Below are 21427 nucleotides of genomic sequence, written 5' to 3' on the forward strand. Positions count from 1 at the left end.
TTTTGGATGTGATTTTCCTACAAATGGTTGTGGCAAAGAAAGAAAAAACGGTAAATCTATTTGTCGAATTTTGAAGTTTGAGACGACAGCGCAAAAAAAAACCTCCCGAAGGAGGCTTTAGATTTGACAGAGTCATTACCTGGCGAGCTTGATCTCGTGTTCGCTTTCATCCGAAAGTACAACCTTCGCGATGTAGACGCCCTGAGCATACGGGAAGTCCTTTTGAAAACTGTCCGACTTTGGTTCATAGGTCGTGATTTTCTTGCCTGTGATATCGTAAATCGCAATCGACACGATATCGACCGAAGCTTGAGCATACAATTTGTCCTTCGAAATAAACGCCACTACGCCTTGGTTCGCACCATGATCCGGCGTGCCTAGTTGAGCATCGGTATAGCGCAGGACGAAGCGGTCGTTGAACGTTCCGATCGCAGACGTAAACGAATACGGCGATGTCTTGAGATCGTGTATGATATTGAGCTGCTTATCTTCGAGGTAAACATTCTGGTTTTCGAACAATCCGTCGAGATGGTCGATCCCGATCGTAAACGTGGCGGCAAGCGTCGCTTTATAACCTAGCGGCACAAGGTCCGAAGTTTCGAACGGAAGTGCGCGTCCTTGTATCGTCAATCGCGTTTCGTCGAGAACAGAGTAGAACGTGACGGCATTTCCTGCAAAGGTGATTCCGTCGAAATTCCGGTCTTTGCCGTTCGTCGCTCCCTGAGCATAACCCACGAGGATTTGGCTGAAAGCGCCTTGTGAATTGGCGAGGTTTAGCCAGATGCGGTGTTTTTCAACAGATGGGATCGCAGCCGTGAAGGCATTGCCCGGCCTGAAGAAAACGTCATTGTCGCCGCGAACGCGCATGTTGTTTTCGAAAACCGCATTTCCGTTTCCGGTCGCCTTGATAAAGAAGCTTTGGCCCGTCGCCACTTTGCCCGAAGGAGCGGTTCCGCCCGGCATCGTTGCCGTACCTCCCAGGCCAAGGGTGTAGGTGGCATAATCGGTAGCGGTGTAATTGCTCGTGAAATTGCCGTAGAACGGATCAGGATAAGCACTGCTCGGAGGCGAATTGTGCGTCCAGAAATACATTGTTCCATCCAAAATCGAAGCGTTCGTCGGGTGCGCAAGGAAAATATCTGCGTCGAGGGCCGAAGGATAAGGGTTTCCGATGAGGTTCAGCTTATCGGTAACCGTTCCTGCCGGAAGTGGTCCCGCTGTAATCGGAGCCGTCATCGTTCCGTTGTTTGGCGTCCCGACGAAAGTAGCCGGATAAGGGATTCCCGCTCCAGGGTTCGATCCGTGGCTGTTCGGAGCCCGTACGATAAAACCTTTGCTCGGATTCATGACCGTCGCAATGCTTTCCTGGTTCCAGTTTCCGTTGCCGCCAGAGACGGATGGATTCCAGCTGTAATACTTATCAGGCTGGGTTCCGGGCGACAAAGCGCCGAGTGTAAAGTTGGAACCGAGGGTCACCGGTGAGTTCCAATACGTATAATCGAATTTGTAAACCGGAGGCGTGATTCTCCTGATCCTTGCCGTTCCTGTATTGGCCACATCGTCCAATTGCACCAGGCTCGCGTCGTCTCCGATAAAGAAATCCCCACCGGCGTTGACATTGACAAAGTTGGTTACTTCGATCGTATTCGAAGGATCTACTGAAAGATAGCCGCCGTTGAGGATCGTCAGGTTGAGCGCGAAAGCCGTGTAATTGCTTCCGGAGATTACAGGATTGTTGGCTACATCAGGGATCACGACGCAATTCGCGGCTGTAGGCACACCGTTTGGCGTCCAGTTGGCGGCGTTGTTCCAGTTCGTTCCCGCAGAGCCGTTCCAGGTTTTCCCGTTGCTGCTCACCACGATCATGTTACTGTTCGCATTACAACCCAGAGGCGAGATAGTAGAGGAGCAAACCACTTGGTAGTATAAGGTCTGCGTCACCGTACCCGGGCTGAATGATGTTCCCGTTCCTACGTTTGTCCAAGGCGCGGCTCCCGTCGGGCTGCTTTGCCATTGGTAGGTAATCGTGCCGGAACCGGTCGCGAGTGTCGGCATCGTCAAAGCCGTTGGCATCTCGCCTACACACATATTCTGGTCGCCTGCGATGATGGCCGGCGTAATGTCGTTCACAAAGACCGAAACCGTATTGGAAACTATCGGGCAAGTAGAGGCTCCGCTCGTTCCGGTAACCACGACTTGATAATACGTGGTTTGGGTCGTGACAGGAGGGTTATACGAGTTTCCGGTTGTTCCCGGTCCAGGGATGTCGGTAAACGGCCCGAGGATGTCAGGACTGCTTTGCCATTGGTACGTCAGCGCTGTTCCAGTTGGAGCCGTAGTGAATCCGATGGCAGCAGGGTCGCCTCCTGCACAAATCGTGCGGTTCGGTCCGATCATACCTGCCGTGACAGGGTTCAGGGTAACCGTTACGCATCCGCTTATCGCAGGTCCACAGGTAACGCCATTAAGCGTAGAGTAGGCAAGCCTCCTGAAATACGTCGTACTGGTAATCGAGAAAGCGTCGTATGTTGCGGAAACCGCGCCCGGGATATCGGCCCATGGGCTTCCGACGGCACAGCTCGTAGTGTTGCTTTGCCATTGGTAGGTAATCGTTCCGGCGCCGACCGCAGGCGTGAGTTCGACAAAAGCGTCGGGATCTCCGCCTTGGCAGACTGTGTGATTGTTGCCGACACTTCCGGCCGTGATCGTATTGACGTAAACAACGATACAGATGCTTTCATTTGCACAAGCCGAAATAGAGGTTCCCGGCGTGGTGACGCGTTTGAAATAAGTGGTTTGTGAAAGTGGACCCGGAGCATATGCTTCCGCGGCTCCCGGGGCTCCATTGATCATATTCCAGGTCGCACCGGGATTGGTACAAGCGTTTGCGCTCGTACTGGAATACCATCTGAACGCGATTGGCGCAGTTCCCGAAGCAGGCGTCGTTACCGTAAACGGAGCAGGCGTCTGTCCTGGACAGATCGTTTGTTCCCCGGCAACGGCTCCAGGATCGACGGTATATACATTCGCCGCATGGACATTGCTCGATGCAGAACTACACGTCACGCCATTCACTACTGAAATCGTTTCCCTGTAGAACCAAGTGGTTTGCGTGATATTCCCCGCAAGAGGCGTAAAAGTAACGCCGGTTGCAAACGGAACCAGATCCCATGGCCCGGTCGCACTTGTGGTGCTGCTGTACCATTGGTAGGAAATGTTCAATCCCGTTCCAGGAGCTGTAGAAGTTATCGTCGTGGCATCCTGGCCCAAACAAATATTTTGGGAAGCAAGTATCGAACCGGCCCCAACATTAGGCGCGATCTGCAATGTTATCGAAACCGGTGCACCTGCGCAAGTCGGCCCTGAGGCATAAGACCCGCGTGGCGTAAACGTATAGGTGATGGTTTGGGTCAATCCTGTGGTATTGGAAAAGACCACGTTATAATTCAAAGGTGTTCCCGCCGGTACATTGGTTAACCCAGGGCTTGGCGTAGCAGTAGCCGTCAATCCTGACGGTAAGGTATTCGGCGTTCTTGTAACCGTGTAGCTCATCGGGGCATCGGTGATATTTCCGTTCACCACAATGCTCGTAGTTGCGCCGGTTGCGCAGATTGTCGCGTTGTTCGCAGGACTTGATATTGTCGCAACCGGTACCGGTCGGATAGTAACATCTACAACTTGGGGCGTAATGCTGCACTGGAAGTCGCCGGCACTGTTCCCTGGCTGTGCGATGTCGTAAACACTTGGAATTATCGAAACAGGTGTTACAACCGTTGCATTGGTATTGTTTTGAACCGTGAACGGCAAGGATGCGGATGAAACCCTGAAAATCCAAAAAATTGGATTCGATGTCGTTCCTATCGGGCCTCCGGTTGCCGGAGTGATAAATGCCGGATCTGCGTTCCATTCATATCGGACCGCAGAAGACGCCGCGTGTTCAGATGAAATATTGGTTGTGAAAGTACCTCCGGAGCAGCGCGGTGTAGGATCAGATACACCATTGAATGTAAATCCAGCATTACTTACAACCTGGATATAAACATTGGTCGTGCTCGTGACACTGCCGCAAGTGTCTGTTACGAGAAGTCGGTAATAATAATTTTGTGCTCCGAAAAGTGGAATACCGGCAGGCTGATAGGTCGGGCCATTGTTGATGCCGGGAGCTGCAGCCCATCCTGTAGTACCGTCATTGCTTCGTTGCCACTGGTAAGTGTACGACCCTGATCCGCCACCAACTGGCACAGACTGGGACAGGAAGTTTGGCGTCGATAGCAAGCATACCGTTTGTGAACTGGTAATTGCCGGTGCCCGCAACGTCGGGTTGACCGTCACAGTAAACGTCGACGTCGTGTTACAGCCGTTCGCGCCTGCCGCCGTGACTGTAAATGTCACGATTTGAGTCGTCGTGGTGGTGTTGGTCAAAGTTCCCGTCGGAATGGTATTCGTTCCGGAGTTCGCGATTCCCGTTACCTGAGTTTGCCTGTCTCTCGTCCAGCTCAAGCCTGAAATTGGAATATTGGTAGCCGAAAGATTGATTGTCGGCAATGTCCCGCCGTTACAAAATGCCGTGGCCGGAATGCTGTTGATCACAATCACAGGTCGTGGCTCGACTGTCATTTGGAACGTAGCAAACGTCGAACAGGTTCCCGCGGTAATGGTTGCAGTAAACGTCACGATTTGGGCGACGTTGGTATTGTTGACGAAAGTTCCGGAAATAATATGGTTTGCACCGGAATCCGGGCCGCTGACGTTTGCATTGTTGTCGCGCGTCCATGAAAAAGTTCTCCCGTTAATCAGGTTCGGGTTGTGAATCGTAACAGCAGGTGTAATGCTTCCACCGGAACAAATTGTTCCTGGTGTCGCACTGAATGAAATCGTCGGTTTCGGACGCACAATCACGGTAACATTCACAGGGTTACCGTTGCAGCTGTTGGCCGCCGGAGTGATCGTAAAGACGACGGACTGGGCAGTCGAAGTCGTGTTGACGAGCGTCCCGCTTATGTCGCCGCTTCCAAAATCAGGTATCCCGATAACGTTCGCCGTATTGTTGCGCGTCCAGTTCAGGGCTGCGCCGGTTACACCGTTTGTATTGGCAAGCACGATGGTCGAAATCGCGTCCTCTGAACAGATCGTTTGGGTTGACGGTGTGGCCGATACGCCGAGTGCGGGATTCACGGTAACCGATACCGTTTGAGGAGCCGAAGGACATCCGAATGGGGACGTCGCGATAAGCGTAAAGGTGACAACAACCGGATCTGTGGTAGTGTTTGTGAGCGTTCCGTTGATGGTTGCCCCAAATCCGCTTGAGCCGATGCTGCCGTTGACAATTCCCACTTGGTCGCGTGTCCAGCTGTACGTGATCGTGCCCGGAACGGCGTTGGGATTCGTGATCGAAATCGCGCCGATGCCTGCACCGGAACAAATGCTTTGAGTCAAAGGAGCTCCTGCGACAGTCGGCGTAGGACGTACCGTGAAAATTACCGTGAACGTACTTTCGTTACACGTTCCCGAAGCCGCCGTCACGGTATACACCGCCTGTCCGTTGACGCCCGAAGTATTGGTTAGCGTTTGGCTCAGGGAAAGTTGAGCCGCGCCAGCAGTGGCACCAGTAACGCTTCCGGCAGGTGAAATAACAGGAAGTCCCCACGTATAAGTGGTTCCTACGGGTACCACGTTACCGCCTCCATTAGATGGCGTGAACGAAAACGTAGTGCCGCTGCAGGCAATCTGGTTAGGTGGATTTCCGATAACCGCCGCCGGATTTACCGTAACGGTCAACGTGAAAGTCGGGCCGGTACAACCACCGGTATGAGGTGTGACGGTATACGTCGCGGTTTGAGGCGCTATCGTCGGGTTGTCGAGGCTTTGGATGATCGATGTTTGCGGTATCGTTTCTGCAACGCCTCCTGTCATGCCTCCTGTAACAATAGGAGCAGACCAGGTGTAAAGCGTTCCCGATGGCACTACGGTAGCCGGAGTCGGAACCGCGTTAACCGGAGCGAAGTCGAGTGTAGATCCGCTGCAAAGTGATGCGGTCTGGTTTCCGATGAATGCCGTCGGGTTGACCGTAAGGGCCGCGTCTGCCGATGTAACGCCCGTGCCACAGCCATTGGTAATGACAACGTGGTAATTCGAGGCGCTGGCCATCGTAGCCGGATTGATGGTAAGTGTAGGCGTATTTGCCCCGCTGATGTTGCCTGCATTGGCCAAAGGAGTGCTTCCGTTGAACCATTGGTAGGTAAGATCGCCACCGTCTGCGGCAACGCTGAACGAAACAGTGCCTCCATCGCAAACAGATTGAGTAGCCAAAGGTTGTGTGGTAATCGACGGCGCTTCGTTCACGATAAGCGTTGCCATGTCCGACGTTACCGGATTACAAGGCGAAATGCCCGAAACTACGACGTGATATAATGTCGAAGCGTCCGAAAGGTTGAGCGGGCTGATCGTCAGGGTTGGCGTCGTGGCTCCCGATATATTTCCGCTGTCGGTCAACGATGTGCCTCCGTTGAACCATTGGTAACTCAATCCCGCTCCGGTCGCGTTTACCGTAAACGTGGCAGTTTCCGTTTCGCAATGCGTTTGGGTAACGGCAGGCTGGTTGGCGATAGTTACTCTTTGGGTCACCGACAGTAAGGCGTTTGCCGAAGTCAGGGGCGATCCGCAAGATCCGCTTACCACGACATGGTAATTGCCTGCATCCGATACCGCTATATTGGTAAGATTCAGCGTTGCCAGGTTGGCTCCCGAGATATTGCCTCCGTTAGCCAAAGGCGTCGCACCGTGGAACCACTGATAGGAAAGCCCGGCACCGGTTGCCACTGCGCTGAAACTTGCCGATCCGGCCGAACAAACCGAAACCGGCGATGGGTCGCTGGTAATGGCGATTGGTTGTAAAACGGTGAATGTCGCGGTCGTAGCCGAACAAAGCGTCGTTGAATTTGTAAAGGTAAACGTGACGTTGCCCGGTATGTTTCCGGTAACGACGCCTGCATTGGTTATTGACGCGATCGCGTTGTTGCTGCTCGTCCATGTTCCGCCGGTTGATGGCGAAAGGTTGACAGTGCTTCCGGGACAAACCGAGGATGGGCCTGAAAGTGATGGCGGGGCGTTCACCACGACGGTCGTGGCTGCAAAATTACTGCATCCGTTTCCGTTGGTTACCGTGTAACGAATTGTCGCAGATCCAGGCGCAACGCCCGTAACCAAACCTGTAGTTGGGTTTACGGTTGCGATGCCGGTATTTAGTGAAGTCCAGGTCCCGCCGGGTGTAGCATTGCTTAACGTATTTGTAGTCGAAATACAGACAGGGTTGTTTCCGGTAATAGCCGCAACTGTCGGGAGTGGATTGATCGTAAAACTTGAGGAACTTGTTCCCGTGCCTTGAGGAGTTGTGGTAACCGCGATATTTCCTGACGATATTCCAGTAGGTAAGGAAGCGGTGATCTGATTGTCATTGTCTACCGCGAAGGACACGCTTGTTCCGTTAAAGGTAACAGACGTAGCTGCCGTAAAATTGTATCCCGAAATAACGACGTTACCTGTTTGGTTCTGGCAAAACGATGTCGGAAGAAACGAAGAAACGACAGGGCGCGGACGCCATGTAAACGTCAAACCGGACGCAGGAACCGTTGTATTGTTAGTTACGCAAGTTGCACTGTTGGCAGCTCCGGCACTCGTGCTGTTCCAATTGCCACCCGCGGCAAGCAATCTGTTGTTAAAATCAGCGTTATTCGCGCCGCGCAATCCGACTTGTACGCCGAGAGTCTGGGTAGCGACGTTGTTATTCGGGCCATAGACAACCTGGACGGCGTTGCTGGTTTCGTAAAGTCGGATTTGAAATGAAAAGTTACCATTCCTTATTGTCGTGTTATCGTAGCGCCTCGCATCCGTCCACTGCACAACGAAAATCCGGTTTGGCGAGGCACCTAGAGTTCCCCAACGAATTTGTGTTCCGTTGTTTGTCAAATCTCGAGCGAATGCACTTACTGCACCTGCATAGCCGGTAGTGGACGATATCGGCCCATAGGAATCGTTAACCGATGTAGCTCCGAAAGTAATGTATCCATTCGCATTGACCCAGACTGAGTTATAATTGTTCTGTCTGAAACTAAATGTAAACGGGAGCGTTACCTGCGTAGGCGTCGCATCATCCCAATTCGCCGTAAAAAGGTTGGTGTACGTCGTCAGCGCGCTGTAAGTACTAGTCGATTGACTGAAGCCGTAATTCGCAACGGTCGTTTGAGCTTTCAACGAAATGCCGGTTAGCAAAAAAGCAAACAATAAGAACGTAAAGAACCTCATTCCGCTGCATTGTCGCTTTTGTTGTTTCAAATTTGGAAAGGAGTAGTTATCTTTCATATACCTGTTGTTGATCGTTAGTGATTTAGCCGTTTGCGTCGGATGGAAAACCGAGGGCTTGGCGGATGTGATTTTGATTGTGATTTATGCTACAAAATTATTTCTACGCATCTTTTTTATTACATTTAATAGGTAACTAACACCAATAATCGATGAAAGGTATTTTTTGACGCACCCGATAGCCGAATACTTTCATAAAACCAACGATATCAGGGCTTCCAAGGCAAAAAAGAGGTGTTGTTCGTCGGAAAAAACGAACCGTTCAAGGAGTGAAAATCGCATTTGGCGACCGCACTTGACGTAGATTTGGGAAGGGGAATTATCGACAAAGTACGTGCATTATCCCATGCTGGAACATCCCTAATTTTAGGGATTTTTCTATTTTTGGGAACCAATTGCCAGAACATGCCGTTTCCACTGATCGTTTTGTTGCTGATTTGTTCCGTTTCGGCCTTTGGTCAACCGGAGGCTACAAATGCGCAACAGCTTTTCGACGATGGGAAATATGCCGAGGCGCGCGTCCTGTATCTGAAATTGCACCATTCGGAACCGTCGGACGCCCTGTTCGTCGAACGTCTTGGCGATGTAGACAGCCATTTGGCAAACTGGCCGCAAGCCGCACGCTACTACCAACGCCTTACCCAATTGCGCCCGTCAGATGCCGAAGGGCACTACAAATACGGAGGTGCCCTGGCGATGCAGGCTGCGCAGGCGAACAAACTCAAAGCATTGGGTATGATAGGAGAGGTGCGCGCCTGTTTCGAAAAGGCGATTGTGCTTAACCCAAGACATGTCGCGGCCAGATGGGCGCTCGTCGAGTACTATTTGCAGGTTCCGGGAATTTTTGGAGGAAGCGAATCACAAGCGCACAAATACGCGAACGAATTGTCGCGACTTTCACCCGTAGATCATTATCTTGCCAAGGGTCGCATCGAGGAGTATTTCGGGCGATATGAAAATGCCGAAAAGCACTATCTGAAAGCGCATTCCATCGGAAATTCAGCAAACACGAAGAAGAAACTCGACGCAATCCGAGCCAAAACAAAAAACCGATAAACCCGAATCCCGCTGCCCGCTTTGATACAACCATCAACTGTCAACCGTCAACCATCAACTACCAACCGTCAACCATCAACTACCAACTATCAACTATCAACTATCAACTATCAACTACCAACCATCAACTACCAACTATCAACTACCAACTATCAACTATCAACTATCAACTAACAACCATCAACTACCAACTATCAACTAACAACCATCAACCAAATGCGTACCCACTTCATTGCCATAGGAGGCGCCGCCATGCACAATCTTGCGCTCGCACTCCACTCAAAAGGATATCACGTAACCGGTAGCGACGATGCCATTTTCGAGCCGTCGAAGTCGCGCCTTGAAAAACGAGGCCTGCTTCCCGCCGAAATGGGTTGGTTTCCCGAAAAAATAACGTCGGATATTGAGGCCGTGATCCTCGGCATGCACGCAAAGGCGGACAATCCGGAGCTGCTCAAGGCCCAGGAATTGGGACTGACGATTTATTCGTATCCGGAATTTCTGTACGAGCAATCGAAGCACAAGACACGCGTCGTCATTGGCGGATCCCACGGTAAAACCACGATCACCTCGATGATCCTGCACGTCATGCACTACAACAATCGCGAGGTCGATTATATGGTGGGCGCCCAGCTCGAAGGCTTCGACACCATGGTGCATCTCACCGACGACAACGATTTTATCGTGCTCGAAGGAGACGAGTATTTGTCGTCCCCTTCCGATCTGCGTCCGAAATTCCATTTGTACCAACCCAATATCGCGCTGATTTCCGGAATTGCGTGGGATCACATCAACGTGTTTCCGACGTTTGAGAATTACGTCGAACAGTTCGAGATTTTCATCCAAAAAATAACCAACGGCGGCATGCTCGTTTACAATTCCGAAGATCCCGAAGTCAGGAAAGTATCCGAAGCGGCGACGAATCCGATACGCAAAATCGCCTACGAAACACCCGATTATACCGTCGAAAATGGCAAAACGCTGTTGCAGACGCCCGAAGGCCCGATGCCGATAGAAGTTTTCGGGAAACACAACCTGAACAATCTCGCCGGCGCTAAATGGATCTGCCAGGCAATGGGCGTCGACGAAGCTGATTTTTACGAAGCGATCGCCACTTTCAAAGGCGCATCCAAACGACTCGAGAAAATAGCCGAGAATGCAACGAATGTGGCCTACAAGGATTTTGCCCATTCCCCTAGCAAAGTTGCCGCGACCACAAAGGCTGTCAAAGAGCAATATCCGGATCGCAAACTCGTGGCTTGTCTCGAGCTACACACTTACAGTTCGCTGAATCCTGAATTTTTGTCGCAATACGAGGGCGCTCTCGATGCCGCAGACGTGGCCGTCGTATTTTATTCGCCCGATGCGGTTAAGATCAAGCGTCTGGACGACATTTCGGCCGAGCAGATCGCCGATGCGTTCAAGCGGGACGACCTTGTCATTTACACGAATCCGGAGGCGTTCAAGGAATATTTGTTCGGTTTGAAATTCGATACGGAAGGGATCGCATTGTTGCTTATGAGCTCCGGAAATTACGGCGGATTGAATTTCGATGAGATCAAGACTTTGATTTGATGGAGCCGACGTTTTTTGAGACGCCGTCCGACTTCAGGAAATGGCTCGAGCGCAATCACGATTCAAAAACGGAATTGCTTGTCGGGTTTTACAAGGTCGGAAGCGGTAAACCGTCGATATCGTGGCCGGAATCTGTAGACCAGGCGTTGTGCTTCGGATGGATAGACGGCGTCAGGAAGTCGATAGATTCCGAAAGTTACTCGATCCGGTTCACGCCGCGAAAGCCTACGAGCATATGGAGCGCGGTCAACATCGGCAAAATGGAGGAACTTACGAAAGCCGGACTGATGCGGCCCGAAGGCGAAAAAGCGTTTGCAAAGCGCACCGAAGCCAGATCGAACATCTATTCGCACGAAACAGAATCGGTAGCGTTCGATGCGGAACTGGAAGAACGCTTTCGGCAGAACGAAAAAGCTTGGGCATTTTTCTCGGCCCAACCACCTTCCTATAGAAAAGTGATCACGCATTGGGTCATCAGCGCAAAACAGGACAAGACAAGGCGTTCCCGTCTGGAAAAGGCGATAGCCGAAAGCGAGAAAGGGAAGCGGCTGCAGTGACTTATTCGCGACCGATATCATCGAGGGATTCCTTGACATCGGCTTTTTTGCGCAACAGTTTCAGTCCAAATTTCATCAGGAAGTAAATGATCGCGACAAAAATCGCAAAGCCGAGCAACGTGCCAATGGCGTAAGGAATACTTCGTTTTTCCGAACCCTCGGGCTGTTGCATGATGTCCGAAACGGCGTTGAACACACCCATTATCGTTCCAAACGACAATAGCGCGGCCAGCGTCAGCAACAATATTCCGGAGATGGATTTAAAAACGCGCATGCGGGGATTTTCTGGCGCAAATATAGCAAAAGCCGAAAAACAGCCTATTTTTTATAAGTGAAATGCCCTGCGATTTCGTATCGGAACAGGCAATCTTCGAGAACTTGCCCGCTTCCGACATTGTGTACGACGAGCGGGCGTTTTCCGTCTGGTGTTTTGCGATCCGTCACGATGCCGATATGGGGCAATTTGCCGTCGATCATCCAGGTGACGAGATCGCCGGTTTTGTAGTCGGACGCTTTTTGCGAGACCGCCAATTGCTTGCCTTTGCGCGAGAAAAAAAACTTCCAGGTTGGGCACGCGCCTGTGGTCGATGTTGGTGTCCGGTTTTTTTAGTTTCCACCTCGTCGGATATTTCGCGAAATGGGCGCTCATGTCTTCATGGACTTCTTTCTGTAAGTCGATTCCGAGTTTCCGGTAGGACCGGATGATGACGTCGGTGCATACGCCTTTCGACTTTTCGACGTCTCCCATCGGATACGAAATTTTGGTATAAGTCCCGTCGTACCTGACCTTGGCGTCGATTATGGAAATCGCGGCGTCGGAAAGGCGCGTCGGGAAATCCTTGTCGGGTACCGTCAAAAAAATAAAGTAGAGAAACAACGTCAAGAAGATTTTCATAAATTAGAGGCTTGGTTCCAAACCGTTTAACGCATTGGCGCCAAATCTTATTTCAACGCCATTTAAATATTTATACGCCATGTCTGAAACTACTTCTTTCCCTATGCGTTTTTGGTCTGATGACGACCGTCCTCGCGAAAAAATGATCCTCAAAGGCAAGTCCGCGCTAAGCGACGCCGAACTCATCGCCATCCTTATCGGATCCGGAACCAGGACTGAAACCGCCGTCGATCTCAGCAAGCGCATGCTGGCCAACGTCGGCAACAATCTCAACGAATTGAGCCGTCTGACACTAGCACAACTTACGGCCTACAAAGGTATTGGCGAGGCGAAAGCCGTTGCGATTTCTGCCGCGATGGAACTGGCAAGGCGCAAACGCGAATCGGAAACGCGGGTGCTGGCTAAGATCAGCTCGAGCCATGATGTTTTTGTCCTGATGCAACCTTTGATCGGGGAACTCGCGCACGAGGAATTTTGGATTTTGTACATGAACAACGCCAACAAAATCCTCAACAAAACGCAGTTGTCCAAAGGCGGGATGACAGGGACGGTCGTGGATGTCCGGCTTGTTTTCAAAATTGCGTTGCAGCACGGCGCCACGGGCGTGATCCTTTGCCACAATCATCCGTCCGGGACGTTGAAGGCGAGTGAGGCGGACCGACAGATTACGCGCAAATTAAAATCAGCCGGCGAAAACCTCGACATAAAAGTACTCGACCATTTGATCGTGACCGAGAACGCTTACCTTAGTTTTGCCGACGAGGGAATATTATGATTACACAAACATTTTGATTGGGACGATGTCATTATATTTGCGTCGATGACTACGCAAACTATCATTCGCGACGTATTTTTTGACCTTGACCACACGCTTTGGGACTTCGAAAAGAATTCCGCCTTAGCGTTCGCCTGTATTTTCGACAAGCTTGGCATTAGGGTTGACCTCGATGCCTACCTCGAAATTTACATTCCGATCAACCACGAATATTGGGAAAAGTACCGTAAAGACGAGATTTCGCACGAAGAATTGCGCTTTGGCCGTTTCCGGAAAGCGTTCGATATTTTAGGATATCCCATTTCGGATGAGTTAGTGGCGAGAGTGTCGTCCGAATATATCGAATGCCTGCCCGACAATAACCATTTGTTCGAGGGCACGCTCGAAATTCTCGAATATCTGAAAGGAAAATACAAATTGCATATCATTACGAATGGATTTCGCGAAGTCCAGGCGCGTAAAATCGAGAATTCCGGCCTTGCGCCTTATTTTTCGACGGTCACAAATTCCGAGTCGGCCGGCGTGAAGAAACCGAATCCGCTTATCTTTGAACACGCCCTGGCATCGGCCGGGACACAAAAGGAAAATAGCGTGATGATTGGCGATTGTATCGATGCGGACGTAAACGGTGCGCTCAACATCGGGATGGACGCTATCTTTTTTTGCCAAAACCCGGACGTCGCCCACGACGGCATCAAACGGATATCTAATCTTATCGAAATAAAAAATTACCTTTAAATGAAAAAGTTTTTTTCGGCATTGCTGCTCATTATCGCCGTTAGCGCCAGCGCTCAGGACGTCGCGGAACCACAGTCGACGATGAACAATTATAAGTTCGTCATCGTCCCGTCCAAGTTCAGTTTCCTCAAGACGCCTGATCAATACCAACTCAATACGTTCACCAAAATGTTCTTTGAAAAATACGGATTCGTCGTTTTTTTCGATACGGATTTGCTTCCGCCCGAAGCTGCCGGCGACAATTGCAACAAACTTTTCGCCGACGTGATCGCAGACAGCAACATGTTCATTACCAAGATCAACGTTACCTTGCGCGACTGCATGAACAACGAGATTTTTCGCACCGAGACGGGTTCAAGCCGGGAAAAAGAATATAAGACCGCCTACCGACAGGCGCTCAGGGAAGCTTTCAAATCGTTTGATACCGTAGCGTATGCCCATAACGGAAAAGACGGTATACGCGGACAAATCGGAAATTCGGGCGTTCAGGCCAGTACGCTCAAAACGGCGCCTTCGCCTTTAAAAGAAGAAGTGGTCGTCGACAAGAACACGCTTTTTGCCCAGCCGATCGAGAATGGCTTCCAATTGGTGAATTCGGAACCTAAAGTGGTGTACAAACTTAAAAAAACTTCCTCTGAACAAGTTTTCCTTGCCGAAAAAGACGCCCAGGTAGGCACTTTGATTTCGAAAGGAAAAGGCAAATGGGTCTTCGAATACTACGTTGACGGAAAATTGATGACCGAAGAAGTGACGGTCAAGTTCTAATAGTCATACCGGTTTTTCCAACGGTTCTTGAGAAATTCCCGGGTAGTGTTCTCGCGTGAATTGTTCCCGGGTTCGTAGATTTTGGTTCCGCTGATTTCATCGGGAAGGAAGTTCTGATCGACGAAATTGTGGTGGTAACTGTGGGCATATTTGTATTCATCTCCATAGCCCAGTTCTTTCATCAACTTCGTAGGAGCATTGCGCAAATGCAAAGGGACGGGCAGGTTGCCGTGTTGCCTAACTAATTGCTGTGCTTTTCCTATCGCTTCATAACTGGCGTTGCTCTTTGGGGATGTTGCAAGATAAACGGCGCATTGGCTAAGGATGATTCGCGATTCGGGATATCCGATCGTCGTCACCGCCTGAAAGGTGTTGTTGGCGATCACAAGTGCCGTCGGGTTGGCATTCCCTATATCTTCACTGGCGAGGATCAACATTCTTCTCGCGATGAATTTTACGTCCTCTCCGCCTTCTATCATTCGGGCGAGCCAATAAACCGCACCATTCGGGTCGCTTCCTCTTATCGATTTTATGAAAGCCGACACGATATCGTAATGCTGTTCGCCCGTCTTGTCGTACAAAACGGTGTTTTGCTGGGCAATCTTGAGCACCATTTCGTTCGTGACCGTAATCGCGTCGCCTCCGGTAGCGTTGATCACAAGCTCGAAGACGTTGAGCAATTTTCGGCCATCGCCACCCGAAAGGCGTAGCAAGGCCTCGGTTTCTTTGAGCTTGATTTTTTTTGTCCGAAGGACGGTATCTGTCTTTATCGCACGTTGTAAAAGCGCTTCGAGATCGTCCCGCGAAAATGGGTTGAGCACATAAACCTGACAACGCGACAGTAAAGCCGGAATAACTTCAAAACTCGGATTCTCGGTCGTGGCCCCGATCAACGTTATCCAACCTTTTTCGACGGCTGCCAGCAGCGAGTCTTGTTGGGATTTGCTGAACCGATGGATCTCATCGATGAACAAAAGCGGGTTTTTCGCCGTGAACAAACCGCCTGACTGTTTGGCTTTGTCGATGACGTCGCGAATGTCTTTCACACCTGCGTTTATTGCGCTCAGGATATAAAACGGCCGTTTGGATTCTTCGGCAATGATTTGCGCCAGCGTCGTTTTTCCGGTGCCGGGAGGGCCCCAAAAAATCAGGGAAGGCACGACACCGCGGGCAATTTGTTGGGTGAGCGATCCTTCGGGCCCGATGAGGTGTCGCTGGGCGATGTAGTCTTCTAGTTTTTGCGGACGAATGCGTTCTGCCAGTGGTGCTTCCATTGTGCAAAAATACAGGTTTTGTGGATTGGAAGTTTTATATGATTTGAAGTTTAAATCTGGATTTCAAACCTCAAAGGCTTCCAAAGCCGTCGAGGTTCCCTACCTGACAAAATTTCACTACATTTCCTTTGGTCGCATTTTTGACAGCTGCCCGGCAACCAAACCAGCCCCGCCGTGTCGGGTAAACACATCTTTTCATGAATGACAATTACTTTAAATATACGCCTTCGGTGATCGTATTCCCGCTTTTGTATGCGGCGATCATCTGGGGCATTTTCGGCGTTGAGGAATATTTCAACATCGACTTGCACTTCCTGGCCATATTGCCGCGAACCTTCGAGGGCTTACCCGGGATTTTTACGAGCGCTTTTTTACACGGGAGCCTTGAACACATCACCAACAACTCGGTGCCTCTCGTAATTTTGATGGCCGCCCTGATTTATTTTTATCGCGAGCTTTCGCTAAAAGTGATTTTTTTCGGGATACTGTTCTCCGGAGCTTTTACGTGGGTTTTTGGTCGTCAGGATTACCACTTGGGCGCCAGCGGGTTGATTTACGTATTGTTCAGCTTTATTTTTTTCAAAGGTATTCTTACCCGATATTACCGTTTGGTCGCGTTGTCGTTGGCTGTGATCATGAGTTACGGAGGCATGATCTGGTATGTGTTTCCCGGGATAGAGGAGCGCATCTCATGGGAGGGACATTTGGGTGGGTTTCTCGGCGGACTCCTGTTTGCAATCCTCTATAAAACGCCCCAATACAAAGATATGGTGCGCTACGATTGGCAACGCCCTGATTTCAATCCGGATGATGACGCTTTCATGAGAAGATTCGACGAGAACGGAAACTTTGTCGACCCGCCGAAGCCGGAACCTGAGCTTGAAGCGCAGGAAGAACTCACCCAGACATCCAGTAATGTGCTGCGTATTCACTATACGTTCATACCGGAGATTCAGGAAATTGCAAAGCCCGATTCCGGAAAAAATGTGGATTTGGAACAGAAATCATAGCCCGGATGGAAGCGGTTAGCCCGCAGTTCACGCCTCATTATTTTTGAAAATTCACGGGGCGACCAGCGGAAGCCGACGGGAATTTTACAAAAATTTGAGGCGGGAACGAGGACTGGAAGCGGACAGCCGGATTGGCTTCGAACAAATAAGATTTTGATTATCAGCAATAAGACAGCAACGAGATCAAGCGTCGCCGCATAAATTTAAACCATTAAGGGAATTAAGGCAGTTAAGCGCATTGGTTGCCTTACTTCCTTTATCTATCTCAATGGTTCAAAAAAAAATCAGTCAAGTTGATTGCTCCAGCCTTAATTCCCTTAACTATCTTAATGGTTCAATAAAGAGAATCAGCTTGATGGGCAAATTAAACGGTACGCTGACGTACGGCTTCGTACAGGAACGCCCCGCAAGCGACCGACACGTTGAGCGAGCCAATTGTCCCGAACATCGGCAACTTGGCTTTTTCGTCCACGATTTTGAGTACGGACGGATTGATGCCGCGTTCTTCCGAACCCATGATGATCGCTACAGCCTCGTTGAAATTGATATCGTAAATGCTGCTGTCGGTTTTTTCTGTCGCGGCCACGGTTTTGATTCCCGATCCCTGGAGATAGAAAATCGCGTCCTTGATGTGCTCGACTTTGCAGATCGGAATGTTGAAGACCGCACCGGCCGAAGTCTTGACCGTGTCGCCATTGACGGGAGCCGATCCGGCTTTTTGCACGATAATTCCATTGACGCCCGTGCATTCGGCAGTTCGGATGATGGCGCCGAAATTGCGTGCGTCACTCAATTGGTCGAGGATGAGGAACAATGGTGTCTTTCCCGATTCGGAAACTTCAGTGATCAATTGTTCCATATCATAGAACTTTACCGGAGAAATACTCGCGATGGCGCCTTGATGGTTGAGTTTTGTAAGCCTGTTGAGCTTCTCTACGGGAACATAAGAAAAATTGATGTTCTCTTTTTTAAGGGCGCCCATCAAATCGCGCATCAGGTTGCCCTGCGCATCTTTCTGGATAAAAACTTTATCGATTTCCTGCTTGTTGCGAATCGCCTCGAGTATGGCGCGAATGCCGAAAATCTGGGATTCTTTCGACGGGATTTGTTCTTGTGATTCTTGTTCCATGGGGCAAAGGTAATTAGATAATTCATTAATTAGCGAATTAGCGAATTAGCGATTGGAAAAAGGGTGTTTTTGTTAATTTGGAAATTTGGAAATTTGGAGATTTGGAAATTTGGAGATTTGGAAATGAGTTTTCGTGATGAACGGATTTAAAGTGTCATGTTTGAGCATTCATTTAATCCGCTAATTCGCTAGTTGGGCATTCGCTAATTGCCACATTCGCCATTCGCTAATTGGCATTCGCTAATTGCCACATTCGCTAATTGGCATTCGCTAATTATCACATTCGCTAATTCGCTAATTGGCATTCGCTAATTGCCACATTCGCCAATTCGCTAATTAGCCATTCGCTAATTAAAAATTCGCCTTCAAACTCAAATGCACAATCGAATTCGATAACTTGATTTCCTGGTCGCCTGTGCTTCCGTTGGCGTAGACGAGATTGAGCAATCCGGTTCTGGTTTGTAAGCCGAATCCGAAACCGAGCCCGAGCAGCGAATCGCGCATGTTGGAGGTTTCGTCTATAAAATATCCGTAATCGATTATCGAATGCACGTAAAGATTGGGCGCGAGCACATAACGGTATTCGGTCAGGATTGAACTCAGGAAGTTCGCTTGCAGACTGCTTTCGTTGAATCCACGTATCGAATTGATGCCGCCGAAGCGATACAATTCATTGATGATATAGGAATCGCTGCTCAGGTAATAGTTGAGGCTTCGAACATTGACGACATTTTTTTCATTGAGGTAGAAATTGTGCCTCAGGTTGGCTTCGGCAAAGAACTGTCCGTTTTTTTGGAGGTTCGAATCGCGGGAACCGATGCCGGCTTTAAAGAATAATCGCGTCTTTTCTGGAAACAGGAAGTCGTCTACCTTAAAATCTACGAAGTCGAGATTGGCCGTGGCGAATCGGTTTTTGTAGTCGTTGATCGAAAAGTTGTTCTGGTTTTGGATGTCGGACGACTCCGTTGATTGATAGCCGAGATACAAACGGGTGTTGTAATTGAAATAATAGCCGATATCGATCGCCGTCCTGGTGTTCTGGAACGTCGAATCTTGTTTGAAGATGTTGAGCGCGGCTTTGAGACCGAAGCGCGATTTAAAGATGTAAGGCAGTTCGATAGAGGCGTTGAACGTGCGCTGTTCTTTCCCGTCGGACTTCCAATAAAGCGAAAATTCTTCTCCGGTGTTCACGAAATTCACGAGCAGTAAATCAAGATAACCGCTAAAAACGAGTTTGGAACTTTGCTCGTCGTTGGCAAATCCGATCAATCCGTCGAATCGCGACGGCTTGGCCTTCTCGACATAGACGTAAACTTTTGTCGTATCGGTCGTAAATAAAATCTCAGGATATTTCGTTTGGTTGATGAAGCGGTATTTCCCGACGTCGTTGTACAAATTCTGGAGCGTTTCCTGGTTGAACGTCTTGTTTTTGTAAAGGCGTCGGATGTTGCGCTTGTGGCCTTCCGGCATCTTGTCGTAACCTGAAAAAACGATGTCGTTCACCACGCGCTGCTTTCCGGTTTCGATGCGGAGATCGGCGAGCAGCGAGAGGCCTTTTTTGCGCAGGTTGACCAGTTGCAGCTTAGCCAGCGAATAGCCTTTTTTCTCGAGTGCCTGCAATGCGTTGTTGAGATAGGTCTCGGTTTGTTCGATAGGAAGGGAAATGGTGTCTTTTTCGGTCGGGAACGCCAACGCTTTGAGATCGCGATCTTTACCTATATATATGTGGATGTTTTTGGTGCGCGAACCCAAAGCGAATTTATAGGCGAAGGTGGAGTCGTTCGCCTTGGAATTGCCGACGATTTCCGATGACAGAAAGCCCATTCGCTCCAGTTTTTGCGACACCGCCTTAACTTCGGATTCGATGGACTTGGCGTTCTGGAAACTTTTGATGTATCCGATGGAATCGATGATTTTGGTCTCACGCTCGTCATTTCCTGAAAGCGCAAGGCCGAGCTGTTGCTGCGAATGTGCGGCAAAACCGGCAAGTAAAATCAGGAAAGCAATCAGGTTTTTCACGCGAAGTTTTTATCCAAACGCAAAATACGGGCTTTTAATATTGCGTCCGATTTTTGAAGCCACGAATTAACGAAGGATTGTTGTGCTTTTAAGCAATTCGTGCATGGTCGGCCTGTCGGTTTTCGGCAACCGGGAAATTACTCAAACCGCAAATTGTCGTTGCAAAACGGAAGCAGGTCGCTGAATACGCGTCCGTCGGCGGCCCAGATCTTGTTGCCGTGGTCCCCTATGTATTCTTCCGCATAATGATTGATGCCGAGGTTTTCGAGTTTTTGGGAAAACATGCCGCATTGCAACGGAAAGCGCGATGCGTCGTTTCGTCCCCAATCGAGCTTGATGGCGTTGAGTTTCCTGAGATTTCCGGCGTATTTTTCTATCATTTCCACCGGAAGGTTTTCGTTCCATTTTGCAAGGATGACTTCGTCAACGATTAGTTTGTCCCCTTCGTATGTGAACGGCATGTCGCAGTAGAACGGCGGGTTGTTTAGATTGGGGCTGAACGCACGACCGACGGCGACCAGAACTTTTGGAGCATACGATTTGTTGAGTTGCTGCTGGTTTTTGATGTTTTGCAGTTGTTTGTACGAATCGCTGTTCGGGCCGAATTCCTTGACCAATGCGAGAAGGCCCGGACTCAAGGCATAAACCGAACTGAAGATTTCCGGATGCAGCATCGCGATTTTCAGGGCGCCGTGCCCGCCCATGGAATGACCGGCGATCGCGCGGGAGTCGCGGTTGGCGATCGTACGGAATTTTTTGTCGATGTAGGGCACAAGCTCGATCGCCTCGAAGTCGGCCCAGTTTCCCGTGAGGCTCGAGTTGGTGTAAAAACTGCCTTCAAACAACGTGAAGTGGTTGGCTTGCACGAGAATGAACGGCTTGATCTTATGTTTCGCGATTGCGGAATCGAGGATGTTTTGCATCTCGGGCGTAATGATGTGGTTGGCCTGGAACCCGTGAAGATAATAAATGACGGGATAGCGTTTTTTGGACGCATCGTATCCAGGCGGAAGGTAAACCGAAATTTCGCGTTCCGGGTTTTCTCCTGCGGAATTCGCCAGAGTCGCGGCATTGATTTTTTCGACGACGACTTTTGAGGTTTGAGCCGATACATATATATAGGAGAACAGGAACAGGAGCTGGAGTAGTTTTGTCATTCGGTGTGAAAGGAATTGGATACGCGTAAAGATAATTTGTTTTTTGGGAAGGAGGACTGCGCGTGCGCGAAGGATGGAAGCGGCATCCTTTAAAGTTTAGGGGCGGCCGCAGGCCGCCC

14 protein-coding genes and 1 pseudogene are annotated in these 21427 nt (G+C 49.9%); 7 read left to right on the forward strand and 8 right to left on the reverse strand.

Annotated features, from left to right (window positions below):
* Positions 1–135: 135 nt before the first annotated feature.
* Positions 136–8358 (reverse strand): PKD-like domain-containing protein, encoded by an 8223-nt coding sequence (locus HC229_RS15845; protein ID WP_191021488.1) that lies wholly within the window; start codon positions 8356–8358, stop codon positions 136–138.
* 405 nt (positions 8359–8763) lie between these two features.
* Here HC229_RS15845 and HC229_RS15850 point away from each other — a divergent pair, with 405 nt between their 5' ends.
* From HC229_RS15850 to HC229_RS15860, 3 genes are all read left to right on the forward strand, one after another.
* Positions 8764–9414, forward strand: a complete 651-nt coding sequence (locus HC229_RS15850) for a tetratricopeptide repeat protein (RefSeq protein WP_191021489.1) — start codon at positions 8764–8766, stop codon at positions 9412–9414.
* A 216-nt stretch (positions 9415–9630) separates the two neighbouring features.
* Positions 9631–10989: a UDP-N-acetylmuramate--L-alanine ligase gene (locus HC229_RS15855; RefSeq protein WP_191021490.1), complete on the forward strand. Its 1359-nt coding sequence runs from the start codon at positions 9631–9633 to the stop codon at positions 10987–10989.
* The gene (locus tag HC229_RS15860; protein WP_191021491.1) at positions 10989–11546 is read left to right on the forward strand and encodes a YdeI/OmpD-associated family protein; all 558 of its coding nucleotides are present in this window, start codon (positions 10989–10991) and stop codon (positions 11544–11546) included. Before HC229_RS15855 ends, HC229_RS15860 begins: the two co-directional genes overlap by 1 nt.
* Before the next feature lies 1 nt (position 11547).
* Here HC229_RS15860 and HC229_RS15865 read toward each other — a convergent pair whose 3' ends face one another.
* The 3 genes and pseudogenes from HC229_RS15865 to HC229_RS16735 all read right to left on the reverse strand — a co-directional run.
* On the reverse strand, positions 11548–11820 hold the full coding sequence (locus HC229_RS15865; protein ID WP_191021492.1) for a hypothetical protein: 273 nt from the start codon (positions 11818–11820) through the stop codon (positions 11548–11550).
* A gap of 44 nt (positions 11821–11864) precedes the next feature.
* Entirely contained in the window at positions 11865–12077 is a 213-nt protein-coding gene (locus tag HC229_RS16730; RefSeq protein ID WP_332871668.1) for a DUF1287 domain-containing protein, read from the reverse strand.
* Between the two features lie 58 nt (positions 12078–12135).
* Positions 12136–12441: pseudogene (locus HC229_RS16735) on the reverse strand (DUF1287 domain-containing protein); the annotation flags it as partial.
* A 79-nt stretch (positions 12442–12520) separates the two neighbouring features.
* Between HC229_RS16735 and radC the strand changes: the two are divergent.
* The 3 genes from radC to HC229_RS15885 are packed head-to-tail and all read left to right on the forward strand — an operon-like array spanning position 12521 to position 14719.
* The gene (radC, locus tag HC229_RS15875; protein WP_191021493.1) at positions 12521–13216 is read left to right on the forward strand and encodes a RadC family protein; all 696 of its coding nucleotides are present in this window, start codon (positions 12521–12523) and stop codon (positions 13214–13216) included.
* Positions 13217–13261: 45 nt separating this feature from the next.
* Positions 13262–13954, forward strand: coding sequence for a YjjG family noncanonical pyrimidine nucleotidase (locus tag HC229_RS15880; protein WP_191021494.1), 693 nt, complete (start codon positions 13262–13264; stop codon positions 13952–13954).
* Positions 13955–14719 carry a hypothetical protein gene (locus HC229_RS15885; protein WP_191021495.1) on the forward strand — a complete coding sequence of 255 codons (765 nt, stop codon included), beginning with the start codon at positions 13955–13957 and terminating at the stop codon, positions 14717–14719.
* On the opposite strand, the gene HC229_RS15890 is transcribed toward HC229_RS15885, so the two are convergent.
* Positions 14716–15993, reverse strand: a complete 1278-nt coding sequence (locus tag HC229_RS15890) for a replication-associated recombination protein A (protein ID WP_191021496.1) — start codon at positions 15991–15993, stop codon at positions 14716–14718. The two genes, HC229_RS15885 and HC229_RS15890, sit on opposite strands and share 4 nt — an antisense overlap.
* A gap of 197 nt (positions 15994–16190) precedes the next feature.
* Between HC229_RS15890 and HC229_RS15895 the strand changes: the two genes are divergently transcribed.
* Complete coding sequence (locus HC229_RS15895) at positions 16191–17003, forward strand: rhomboid family intramembrane serine protease (protein ID WP_191021497.1); 813 nt, start codon at positions 16191–16193, stop codon at positions 17001–17003.
* A 364-nt stretch (positions 17004–17367) separates the two neighbouring features.
* Here HC229_RS15895 and rlmB read toward each other — a convergent pair whose 3' ends face one another.
* The 3 genes from rlmB to HC229_RS15910 all read right to left on the reverse strand — a co-directional run bounded on the left by rlmB (position 17368) and on the right by HC229_RS15910 (position 21308).
* A complete protein-coding gene (gene rlmB / locus HC229_RS15900) occupies positions 17368–18132 on the reverse strand; it encodes a 23S rRNA (guanosine(2251)-2'-O)-methyltransferase RlmB (protein WP_191021498.1) in 765 nt (254 codons plus the stop codon).
* A gap of 351 nt (positions 18133–18483) precedes the next feature.
* Complete coding sequence (locus HC229_RS15905; RefSeq protein WP_191021499.1) at positions 18484–20151, reverse strand: BamA/TamA family outer membrane protein; 1668 nt, start codon at positions 20149–20151, stop codon at positions 18484–18486.
* A 137-nt stretch (positions 20152–20288) separates the two neighbouring features.
* Positions 20289–21308, reverse strand: coding sequence for an alpha/beta hydrolase (locus HC229_RS15910; protein ID WP_191021500.1), 1020 nt, complete (start codon positions 21306–21308; stop codon positions 20289–20291).
* Positions 21309–21427: the final 119 nt, after the last annotated feature.

The sequence above is a fragment of the Flavobacterium selenitireducens genome (assembly GCF_014748335.1).
Taxonomy (GTDB): domain Bacteria; phylum Bacteroidota; class Bacteroidia; order Flavobacteriales; family Flavobacteriaceae; genus Flavobacterium; species Flavobacterium selenitireducens.